Origin of the sequence: Clostridium arbusti SL206 (assembly GCF_000246895.1) — a bacterium.
GTDB classification, from domain to species: domain Bacteria; phylum Bacillota; class Clostridia; order Clostridiales; family Clostridiaceae; genus Clostridium_I; species Clostridium_I arbusti.
The window spans coordinates 1-11,488 of record NZ_BAEV01000116.1; the positions used below are offsets into that span (position 1 = coordinate 1).

The window sequence follows — 11,488 nt, forward strand, 5'->3', positions numbered from 1 at the left end:
TTTTTATTATAATTACTTATCTTAAAAGATACTGTAAACCAGATAACCTTAATATTTATCTATTTATATTTGCAAGTATCTTTTTAGGTATGAATCTTGTTATCCTGCTTGGAAGAACGTCCATTTCCTCCTTAGTAATACCTTTACTCAATAACATAGCATATAAATATGCTAACATCCCTATAATAATGGCTATTAATACTGAAATTGCATTATTGAAATATCCTTTGAAAATAAATCCTATTATGTAATTTAAAATATTATATATAACATAAATTACCGCCGCCATAAATATAGAGGAAACTAAAGGTTTAATAATATAGCCTCTAAGATTAATCTTTAATTTTAAAACCTTTTGTATGTATATTATATTTAATATTATTGGAATACCAAAACCCGCCGCACTTCCAATGATAGCCCCATAAATATTTATACTGGGAATAGCCACTAAAATATAGTTTACAATATATTTTATAACAAGTCCCAAAACTGAATAGAAAGTTACTACATATAGTTTTCCTATACCCTGCAAAATACTAGTTTGTATTTGAACTAATGCCATAAAAACTACAATTATAGAACCATAAATCATAATAGTATATCCATCACCCAGATGAAGCAAGGTATATATAGGCTTACTTAGTATTGAAAATCCAACTGCAGCTGGTATTGCTATTAAAAAACTTATTCTAAAGGCAAAGCTTATTTTACTTTTTATAAGCTTCTTATCCTTAAGAGCCACTGCTCTAGAAACTGCTGGAAGTACTGCCACTGCTAAAGCAGATATTATAGTAATAGGCATATTAATTAGTGTATTATATTTACCATACATTCCATAAAGGCCTTGAGCATAATCTCTTAAAGCTCCACCAGCAATAAGCCTAGCTGTTACATTGTAAGTATCTATAAGAACACCAGCATTTGTTATTCCAATACAAATAGTTATAGGTATACTATATTTTAAAATTCTTCTTAACACCTGTTTATTTGTATGCTTTATCATTTTATTGCTATTTTCTATACTAGAAACCTTAAAATGCTTATTCTTTTCATAGGTTACTATTAAATAGAGAGCAGAAGCTAATGCCCCTAATGTAGTTCCAATAGTAGCTCCAACGCATCCTGCTTCAACTCCACGGCCTATAAGCATAGCTGCAAATAAAAGTGAAAATACTGTATTTAATATTTGCTCAAGTACTTGAGATACAGCTGTAGGTTTCATATTGCTTCTTCCTTGAAAATATCCTCTATAGGCAGATGCCACAGAAGTAAACAATATAGCAGGACAAAGGGCAATTACAGAATATCTGGCCTCTTTATAATTCATATGTTCTGTAAGTGGCCCAGACACAGAAAACATTATAATTGCCATAACTACACCTACAATAAAAAGTAAAAATCTTGACATTTTAAACGTTTTTACTGCACTTTTATAGTTTCCCACCGCCACAAACTCAGATACAAGCTTTGATATAGCGCTAGGTATTCCCGCATTTGTAAGTACATATACAAATGCATAAATTTGATATGTAGTATTATATATTGCAAATGGTCTATTTCCTCCAATTATTCTTAGAAGAAATGGCATATAAATTATAGACAAAAGCTTAACTGCCATAGTAGCAGCTGATAAAATGGCAAATCCTTTACCTGTTGATTGTTCTTTCATAAAATTAACCTCTTAAATATATTAGGCATGGTAAATAAATAACTAGTAAGTATACTCCTATCTTTGTCTTGTTATTTACTTTCACATACCTTAAAACTTAAAGACATCAGTCTTAATTTTCTTAAATATTGGTGGCAATGATTCCGCTATGGTCTTATTTTCCATATACGCTAACTTTTCAGGGCAATTCTTAAATATAAGCTTATATGCATATAAAAATTGATAGTTTAAACCATATTTATTGTTGAAAAAACTATTAAGTTTTTTATCTCCATATTTACTATCTCCAACTATAGGATGATTTAAATGACTTAAATGAGCCCTTAATTGATGACTTCTTCCCGTTATAAGATCTATTTCTATTAATGAAAATGTTCCACAAGTTTGAATGGTTTTTACTTCCATTGCTATTTTCTTTGTATTAGGCATTTCACTGTCAAATACTTTAGAAATATTTGCATCTTCATTTTTATATATGTATCCTTCGTACACACTATCTCTAAGTTTTCCCTTTACTAAAGCTGTATAATATTTTTTTACTGTTCTTTCTCTTATCATTTCATTCAAACTCTTTAAAGCTTCAAAATTTTTACCAAAAACCACTATACCTGAAGTATTTCTATCTAATCTATTACAAGGTGCAGGCGTAAAAGTAACTTCTTTTTCAGGCTCATAGTCACCTTTATCATATAAATAGGATAATGCATAATCTGTAAGGGTGGGCTCCCCATTTTCACTATTTGAATGTACTAAAACACCTGGCCACTTTTCCACAAGAAGCATATTTTCGTCTTCATAAGTAACTTTAAAATTGTTATCTACTCTTACAAATTTTTTCTTTTCAGGTTTAGATGAAATATAATAAGTTTCTACTATATCGCCTTCTAAAAGTGAATATTTCTCCTTAGTTTTTTTACCGTTTACCTTTATATCTCCTTTTCTAAAGGCCTTAAATATGGCACTTAAAGGTACATCTTTAAGCCATTTTCTAACAAATTTATCTACTCTTTGACCGGCCTCATTGGGCCCAATTACAATTTTCATCTTTTCCTCCGTGATTTAAAAAATTATAATGTAGACTATATACCTTTAGGTAATATGTCTACATTATAGTTCAACAAGATATTATTATACTACTAAATTGAGAATAACACATCTAAAAAATATTAATAATATTATATTATTAAATAATACTCACTAAATATCAAGATAAAATTACAATTCTTTTAACATCCTAACTGCTGCTGTACACTGAATCGCTACACCAATAGGAATACAACCTTCATCCACATCAAAAAGACTTCCATGAGCAGGGTTTACTATTCCCTTTTCTTCATTTCTACATCCAAGATAATAGAATGCTGAAGGTCTTTCTAAAGAGAAGTAAGCAAAACTTTCAACTCCCATACTAGGATTTTCAAGAATATTTATTTTTTCTTTTCCAATAACCTCTTCTGCACTTGATTTAACAATGTCTAATATCTTATCATCATTGTACAGGCAAGGATAGCTCTCTTCTATTTCTATCTCGCAGCTTCCTCTCATAGAAGTTACTATTCCCTCAGTTATTTCCCTTAACCTCTTTTGAACATATACTCTATGTTCTGTTTTCATCGTTCTTATAATACCACCAATTTTAACTTCTTCAGGAATAATATTTTGTGCAGTACCACCATGAATATAACCTATAGTCACAACTCCTGGTGATACAGGTGGAAGTTCTCTACTTATTATTGTCTGAAGGGCATTAACTACGTTACAAGATATAACCACAGGGTCAACAGTTACATCTGGATGTGCACCATGGCCCCCTTTTCCCTTTATCTTTATAGTAAAAGGATTTGAAGCCGCATTTACTACACCTTTTTTCACACCTATATTTCCCACTTCTATAGCTTCTTCTACATGAAGTCCAATAACTGCATCTACTTTTGGGTTTTCCAAAGCTCCCTCTGCAATCATCAGTCTTGCTCCTCCAGTAGTCTCTTCAGCAGGTTCAAAGAAAAGTTTTATATTTCCATTCAATTCACTTTTTACACTATTTAATAACTTTGCAGCTCCCATAAGTATTGTAGTGTGAGCATCATGACCACAAGCATGCATCTTTCCATTAACCTTTGAAGCATAATCACATTTATTTTCCTCTTGTAATGGTAATGCATCCATATCTCCTCTTAAGGCCACAGTCTTACCTGGGTTTGCTCCTTTTATAATAGCACATATACCTGTTTTAGCTATAACTTTATATTCAATGCCTTCGCTATCAAGAAAAGCTTTAATTTTTTCATTAGTTCTGAAAAGCTCATAATCCAGTTCAGGATGGGAATGAAAATCTCTTCTCCAGGTTATTAGCTGATCTTTTATCTTATTTGCTTCATTTAAAAAATTCATAATTTATACCTCTCTTTTCCCTTTAATCTATTTCCACTTTATTTCTATTTTATCTCCAGATCTTAATTTATCATAAAAACCAGCTTTATTTCCATTAAGCAAAAGTAAAAGTTCCCCTTTTACAGTACTTAAATCGAATTCTATATAATTAAATATATCTACAAATATATATGAGTCCTTACCATTTAGTTTTATGCTTTCATCATTTGCAAATACATTTATTTCTTTATCATAGCCTACTAATTCTTCTGCTGTATTTTTTTCATGTTGTGACTGATTAAGTATTTCACTATTAACAGGATCTTCTTCATCTTCTATTACAGAATCTGCTGCCACCTCTGCTTCAGCATAATTATTTTCACTTTCATAATTGTAATAATTATTTTTTTCTTCATTGTTTTCAGCATTAATTATTAAATTTGTTGATACTCTATCTCCTTCTTTAATAATATAATCGTCATTAAGCTTTCTACTGCCCATATAAAACTCTAAATTCAAATTATTATCAAAGAATTTTCTATATTGTCCAAGTGTATTTGGAAATATAGTCTCAACCTTATCGCCTTCACCTATAATATGATCCATATAAGCTTTTTGTCCATTAATAAAAAATAGAGGTTCTAAATTCTTAATTTCACCATTTAAATAAAATCCTATAGAATCCAATTTTTTTATATAGTCCTTTATATATGGTTTTGCATTATTCCCATTTTGTGCAAATACTATTTCTATTTTATCATTTTCTTTTATTTCTGATTCAAGACTAGCAAACATTCCATTTAATTTAATTACGGAACTCTTTGCTATACTTCCAAAAGCCACACGTTTTGATCCATTTAAATTGAATCTTATATTTTTGCCATTTTTGCCCATAAGAACCTTTGGATTCATACCGGTCTGCATGATAGCATCCATAATCGTATTCTTTTTGGAATTAAAAAGACTTACTACACTGCTATTTAAAAATACATCAATAAAATCTCCACCGAACCTTCTCATAGCTACTAATGCTATACCTAAAACAGTAACACCAACACTTCCTACTAAATCACTGTCACTGCATACACAATCAGTAACACTTTCAGTTCCCTTTATAGCTATCCTTTGATCTGGTATATTCAGATTTTTAACTATTAATTCTTTAAGAAGAGGCGTATGTGCCCCTCCCCCAACCAAAAACACTGCATTTGGGGCTTTACCACCATTAAGCTCAATAATTTTGCTTGCTATCTCTTCAGATAATTTTTCAACTACAGGCCTTATAATTTTAATTACCTCATCAAAACTTATGCTATTTTCTAAACTCAATACATCTGTATAAGTTACTTCTTTATTTTTAATAACTTCCTTTTTTATTCTTTCTGCAGTATTAAAATCTACAAGGCAAGCCTGTGCTATTGCTTCTGTAATTTCATCACCTGCCATAGAAGCCATGCCATAGGCACTAATAGTTTCATTACTACTTATTGCAATATCTGAAGTACCTGCACCAATATCTACAAGTGCTAGATTTAAAAGTCTTAATTTTTTTGGTATTGCAGCTTCCATTGCCGCTATAGGCTCTAGTGTAAGATTTAAAACCGATAATCCTATTCTCCTAGTAACTGCATAAAGACTATCAACTACTGACCTTGGCAAAAATGTAGAAATCACCTCAGCTGAAATGTTCTGCCCTTTATGAGACAACAAGTTAGAAATAGAATAACCATTAAGATAATAATTTTTAACACTATAACCTACACAGTATAGCTTTCCTTCAGTAATTTTATTAATTTCCTCCTCGGCAAGTTTTACGGCAGTTAGTTCAAGACTTCTTATTAACTCTTTGTCTATTTCTTTGTCTTCGTCAATTTCTATTTTTGATTTTACTAATGTAGTTCTCAAAAATCTTCCCGCTGCAGCTATTGCCACTTTTTTAAGTTTAAATCCAAGTTCTTCTTCTAACTCCTCTTTAACTTTATTTGCTGCTTTAGCAACTAAACTTATGTCATGTATTTGTCCATCTACCATAGCTCGTTCTTCATGTTCTGTAAATTTTTCAGCTATAATATGAAATTTTTTATCTCTAATAATTCCTACTGCACCTATAACAGTACGAGTACCAATATCTAATGAAAACAAAATATCTTTTGACAAAATGCTTGGAGACACCATAATTTATACCTCTTAACAATATAATTTAAAGGCTCATATTCTTTAGAATATGAGCCTAATAAAATTATATAATACTATTACAAAATATTCAATAAAACTACTCTTTTAGCTTTATTTTTCCCTCTTCTTCAATTACATATGGAAGTTTGCTAATTAAACTATATACATATTTTGCTTTTGAATTTTCATCCTTAATTACATGTTCTTTAGATATTTGATTATAGTAAAGAAGCTCACACCAAATATCCAAAAAATCCTGTTTTGTGACAAATTCAGTATTTTCATTTTCTAGAACTATGAATCCACTTTTAAAATTTTTAATTATATTCAAGTCTTTAGCTTTGCCTTCCTTTATTATCTTGAACACATCTTCCCACATTCTCGTAAACGCTATCATAAAAAATGACCTCCCCATCCTTACACATTATTTTAAAGTATATCACATAGAATATTTATGTCAACATTGACAATATTATACTCATTGTATTAGCCCTTCTAAATACTAAATTCCACACCTAAAATACTATTTTTATCCTATTAAAATAAAATCATATAATTATAAATTTCTTCATTTGTACATAAATGATTATGACTGATATTTAGGTATAGTCTTAAAGATAAACCCATTATCCTTTAAATATTTTATAAATTGTGGCAAAGTATCTGCTGTAGACTTCTTAGCTGCAGCATCATGCATCAATATTACTACATGATGCTGCTTACCTACAGTACTTACGAATCTATTCATAAGATATTGAGGTGTTTCCATTTTAAAATGCTCAGCATCACCATCTAGTGCATTCCAATCAACATAATGATATCCAGAAGACGCTATAGCTTCTGTAAACCCCGGCTTATTTCTTACTGCAAATGATCCTTCTGGAAACCTAATTAACCATCTATCATATCCATCTTTACCAACTGCTTTAGTCATTGCATCGGAACATTGTTGTAAATCATTTAAATAAGCTTCTGGATTCCTATATATTATTGCAGGTTCATGAGTATAACTATGCATACCAATAGTATGACCTTCCTTTTTTTCTCTTACAAGAAGTTTAGGGTTTCTTTCTGCATTTTTACCAATTATAAAGAAAGTAGCTTTAATATTCTCTTTTTTTAATATATCTAAAATTACAGGTGTATTATTTGGTGATGGGCCATCATCAAAAGTCAAATACGCAACCTTTTGTCCATCATCTACATTTATAAGACTCCTCAATTCATCTTTTCCAGGTGTCTTTGGTATTTTTGGTGTATTATCCTTTTTAACTACCTCAGTATGTTTAATTTCTGATGCTTTAAATGGTTTATTTGAGGCTACAGTTTTTTTATTTTTAACCCCAATAAAATATGAAGCAGAAAACAATACCCCCACTGCTATGAATAAAATTACTGAATGTTTAATAATATTCTTTTTACTTTTCTTCATAAAAATCCCCTCTATTATTCTTTTATTGATTATCAATGAATTATCTAATGTTGTACTTAATATTAAAATTATTATTCAGTATAATAACTTACTATCTCACAACAGTTAAGTATAAGATAAAGTCTCTACATATAGTTACATATTAATCCATATATATGTATTTTTCAATGTGTTTTTCAATACGTAATGAAAATTCAACTTGAAAAATTATTCACCTATAATATCATCTACATTTTTAATAAATTTTAATTTTTGAATATTAATATAAATATCTCTTCTTTAGAATTTATATGATAAAAATTTTAGAAATATTATTTTTTTAAGAATACAAAGAGGAGCTATGTCAAAATAATTTAAAAGATTGTTTTGACATAGCTCCTCTATTCTTATGAGCTGAAAAATTTTTATTAAATTTTATTTTAAAGCTTTTTTAGTTTTAAAAATTAGATATCTAAAGGAAATTATTGATATATATGCATAAAATACTATTTGAATGACAAAAACATAAGTAATTCTTATTCCACCAGCAAACCCTATTACATAGGTTAAAATCATTGCTCCCATATTATTAAATATAGTTATAATAGAAGAAGCTGCAGGTACATATCTTCTATCTACATTTTGTATTATATATCCTTGAAGTGCCGGATATACTAATGCCATAGACACTCCAATAATAGCAAATCCAGCATAAGCCTGCATTTTATTTCTTCCAAGCAAAATAACAACTATCCCTGCTATATCTACAAGAGGAGCTATTGAAAGGAATCTTAATCTCCCAACCTTATCTAAAAATTTATCTCCCAATGCTCTGCCTATAGTAAATAATATCCAAAAACTAGACAAAATACTTGGTACCTCTTCCTTACTAATACCATAGAAACCTTCAAGAAATCTTCCAGTCCAGTTTGTTGTTGATAGCTCTGATCCCGCATAAAAAAACATGGCAATAGCTAGCAATAAAAATAAAGGGTTTTTTAGTATTGTAAAAGTATCTTTAGTACTATCATCGTTACTTTTAGTTGGTACTACCCCTTTAATTTGAGTTGCAACAATAAAGAATATTACTGTAAAAACTATATGTATTATGTAAGTATAGTTAAAAGGTATACCTTTTCTAAGTACAAATCTATCTATTGGCAAAATTAAGATTCCACCTAATCCTATGAACGCATTGGATAAGCTAAATTTCTGATACTTTTCTGGTAACAGTGAAAGTATAGTACTTAAAGACAATGTACACATACCTATTGCCAATCCGGATACAAAATACCCCACTAAGATCATGTAAAAATTTCTTGAAAATAGAATTATTACGCTTGATATAAGTGGAAATAAAAATCCTAGATATAATCCCTTTTTAATTCCTAACATATACATTATCTTTCCACCAGCTACACTAATTATAAATGACGCACCAAAAATTACTGGTGGAAGTATAGCAATAAAATCATTTGATACATTATAGTTATTTTTTATAGTTGTTATAAAAGGTGATAATGTATTAGAAAATAGAGATAAAAAAAAGAAACCTATAAAAACAATTATCATATTTTTAAAATTTTTATTCATATTCTACCTCCAATGAAAAATCCCATTAAATTTTTTGAACCAATATAGTAATATCTTAACCAACAGTAAGAAAACTATTTATTTAGAATAAAACAAAAGTGATATTTAACTATTATAAATCATAGCTAAATATCACTTAAAAGTACTCCTGTTTCTAATTATGTAAAAAATTATATATTTATTGATTTCATAAAATTATAAATAATAGGTAAAGCACCTATTTTTTTCAACTCACCCTATTAATAAGCCTATTATTTCCAAGTATTACAGCATCAAATTTTCTCTTAATACCATTTGTAAATTCGATTTCTATAACTTTATTATCCAAAGAAATAATTTTACCCTGTCCAAAGGAAATATGTTTTACATTATCCCCTACTTTGTATCCGCCATTACAATCTTCACTAAAATTAAGTTTGCATTCCTTTATGAATCTTGAAGGGTCTTTAGTTTTCCCTCTTACATCTCTGCTAAAACATATCCACAGATTATCAATAGCTCTGGTTATCCCAACATAAAAAAGCCTTCTCTCCTCCTCTACATTATCTGGCAAGCTATTTTTATGTGGTATATTTTCTTCTGAGCAGCTTATAACAAATACATTTTTAAACTCCATGCCTTTTACACCGTGAATTGTACTTAGTATAACACTATCCTTTGTAATATCTTTTTTATTGTTTTTTAGTTGTTCCCCTACTTCTTCTACATGTGACAAAAATGTAATTATGGTCTTGTATTCTTCTGCAGCCTTTTTAAATTCCTCTATTATATCCTCTAGTTCCTGCACCTTAAACTTATATTTCTTAGCATACTCCATTATATGGTCACGATATCCAATTTCATTTACTATGCATTGTATAGCTCCCATCAAGGACATTTTGTTAAGTTTTTGCACATCTCTTTTTAATTTATCTATAGTTTTCATTTGGTAAATTGGTATATCCTCTATATTTTTAAGTACTTCAAATAGATCTTCTTTATATTTGTATTTTCGTATTCTCTCTAAATTTGATTTTCCTATATATCTGAAAGGTTTATTTATTATTCTTAAAAAGCTTTCCTTATTACTACAATCAATACTAAGCCTTAAATAGGATAGTATATCTTTACATATAAAGTGTTCAAAAAAATTATATTCTTTATCTAGAAGCCTAAAAGGTATATTCTTTCTTATAAAATTATCTATTAAACTTCTACTTTCCACATTCGTTCTATATAAAATGGCAAAATCACTAAATTTCAAATTATTTATAGCTTGTAATTTTATAATACTTTGAGATATTTCCTCTGCCTGGGAATTTTCATTTACATTGTTTAGTATACTAATATTGCCCTTTTCCATTTTATTCGCCTGTATATTCTTCTCATTTCTCAGAACATTATTTTTAATGAGATTTTTTGATATATCAACTATATTGCAGACACTTCTGTAATTTATATTTAAATATATCTTCTTGCCATCTTTAAATATACTATTAAAATTCACCATACAATCTGGCCTTGAGCCTCTAAATCCATAAATACACTGATCCTCATCTCCTACAGCATAAAGACTGTTATTTTCATTTAAAAGTTTTAACATTTCTATTTGCAGAGAATCACAATCTTGAAATTCGTCCACTAGCATATATTTAAATAAATTTCTGTATCCTATTAAAAGTCTCTTGTCATTTTTAAATAATTCTAGACACTTAAGTTGTAAATCGTCAAAATCCATAACATTTTTTTCAAATTTATAGGTTTCATAAGCGTCATAGCACTGCTTAAAAATTGATTTTTCAATAGACGGCTCAAATTCATCAAAGGAACATCTTGAACTTTTGTATTTAGATATATCATTTATTATTTCTCTTGATTTATCTTCATTAACTTCATCCATATATGGCTCCAAAACTTTCTTTACCACTCTATAACTCTCATAGGCTTGTATTATATTTATGGAATCACAGTGTCTTCTTAAAATCTTATAAAACAGCCCATGAAAAGTGCCAAAGAACGGTTCACCAATATTATTAAATAGCGATCTATATCTTTGCTTCATATTTAAAGCTGCAGCCTTTGTAAATGTTATAATTATAATATTTTCAGGTTTTACCCCTATACTTTTTATTAAATGTGCCGTTCTATTTATTATAACTGTAGTTTTTCCAGAACCGGGTGCTGCTACAATTAATACGTTGTTATGATCAGTTGAAACGGCTTCTAACTGATTTTTATCTAAACTATATTTCATATTTTAATTATCCCGTTACCAAAATTCTAAAAAACTC

At 29.0% G+C, this 11,488-nt stretch carries 8 protein-coding genes; all 8 read right to left on the bottom strand.

Going from position 1 to position 11,488, the window contains the following annotated elements; genetic code table 11:
• Nucleotides 1-55 precede the first annotated feature (55 nt).
• The 8 genes from RH99_RS15915 to RH99_RS15950 all read right to left on the bottom strand — a co-directional run bounded on the left by RH99_RS15915 (nt 56) and on the right by RH99_RS15950 (nt 11,451).
• Nucleotides 56-1,669 (bottom strand): putative polysaccharide biosynthesis protein, encoded by a 1,614-nt coding sequence (locus RH99_RS15915; protein ID WP_010240545.1) that lies wholly within the window; start codon nt 1,667-1,669, stop codon nt 56-58.
• A gap of 90 nt (nt 1,670-1,759) precedes the next feature.
• Nucleotides 1,760-2,713, bottom strand: coding sequence for an RluA family pseudouridine synthase (locus RH99_RS15920; protein WP_010240546.1), 954 nt, complete (start codon nt 2,711-2,713; stop codon nt 1,760-1,762).
• Between the two features lie 171 nt (nt 2,714-2,884).
• Nucleotides 2,885-4,060 (bottom strand): M20 metallopeptidase family protein, encoded by a 1,176-nt coding sequence (locus RH99_RS15925; protein ID WP_010240547.1) that lies wholly within the window; start codon nt 4,058-4,060, stop codon nt 2,885-2,887.
• Between the two features lie 27 nt (nt 4,061-4,087).
• Nucleotides 4,088-6,214 (bottom strand): cell division protein FtsA, encoded by a 2,127-nt coding sequence (locus RH99_RS15930; RefSeq protein ID WP_010240549.1) that lies wholly within the window; start codon nt 6,212-6,214, stop codon nt 4,088-4,090.
• A 97-nt stretch (nt 6,215-6,311) separates the two neighbouring features.
• Nucleotides 6,312-6,611: a hypothetical protein gene (locus tag RH99_RS15935; protein WP_010240552.1), complete on the bottom strand. Its 300-nt coding sequence runs from the start codon at nt 6,609-6,611 to the stop codon at nt 6,312-6,314.
• A 189-nt stretch (nt 6,612-6,800) separates the two neighbouring features.
• Nucleotides 6,801-7,646 (bottom strand): polysaccharide deacetylase family protein, encoded by an 846-nt coding sequence (locus tag RH99_RS15940; protein WP_010240554.1) that lies wholly within the window; start codon nt 7,644-7,646, stop codon nt 6,801-6,803.
• Nucleotides 7,647-8,060: 414 nt separating this feature from the next.
• A complete protein-coding gene (locus RH99_RS15945; RefSeq protein ID WP_010240555.1) occupies nt 8,061-9,218 on the bottom strand; it encodes an MFS transporter in 1,158 nt (385 codons plus the stop codon).
• A 226-nt stretch (nt 9,219-9,444) separates the two neighbouring features.
• On the bottom strand, nt 9,445-11,451 hold the full coding sequence (locus RH99_RS15950) for an ATP-dependent helicase (RefSeq protein ID WP_010240556.1): 2,007 nt from the start codon (nt 11,449-11,451) through the stop codon (nt 9,445-9,447).
• Between the last annotated feature and the right edge of the window lie 37 nt (nt 11,452-11,488).

What these genes read in the sequence shown, in the direction of transcription:
- RH99_RS15920 (WP_010240546.1), bottom strand. Translation starts at nt 2,713, where the DNA reads ATGAAAATTGTAATTGGGCCCAATGAGGCCGGTCAAAGAGTAGATAAA.
- RH99_RS15950 (WP_010240556.1), bottom strand. Translation starts at nt 11,451, where the DNA reads ATGAAATATAGTTTAGATAAAAATCAGTTAGAAGCCGTTTCAACTGAT.
- RH99_RS15925 (WP_010240547.1), bottom strand. Translation starts at nt 4,060, where the DNA reads ATGAATTTTTTAAATGAAGCAAATAAGATAAAAGATCAGCTAATAACC.
- RH99_RS15915 (WP_010240545.1), bottom strand. Translation starts at nt 1,669, where the DNA reads ATGAAAGAACAATCAACAGGTAAAGGATTTGCCATTTTATCAGCTGCT.
- RH99_RS15935 (WP_010240552.1), bottom strand. Translation starts at nt 6,611, where the DNA reads ATGATAGCGTTTACGAGAATGTGGGAAGATGTGTTCAAGATAATAAAG.
- RH99_RS15945 (WP_010240555.1), bottom strand. Translation starts at nt 9,218, where the DNA reads ATGAATAAAAATTTTAAAAATATGATAATTGTTTTTATAGGTTTCTTT.
- RH99_RS15930 (WP_010240549.1), bottom strand. Translation starts at nt 6,214, where the DNA reads ATGGTGTCTCCAAGCATTTTGTCAAAAGATATTTTGTTTTCATTAGAT.
- RH99_RS15940 (WP_010240554.1), bottom strand. Translation starts at nt 7,646, where the DNA reads ATGAAGAAAAGTAAAAAGAATATTATTAAACATTCAGTAATTTTATTC.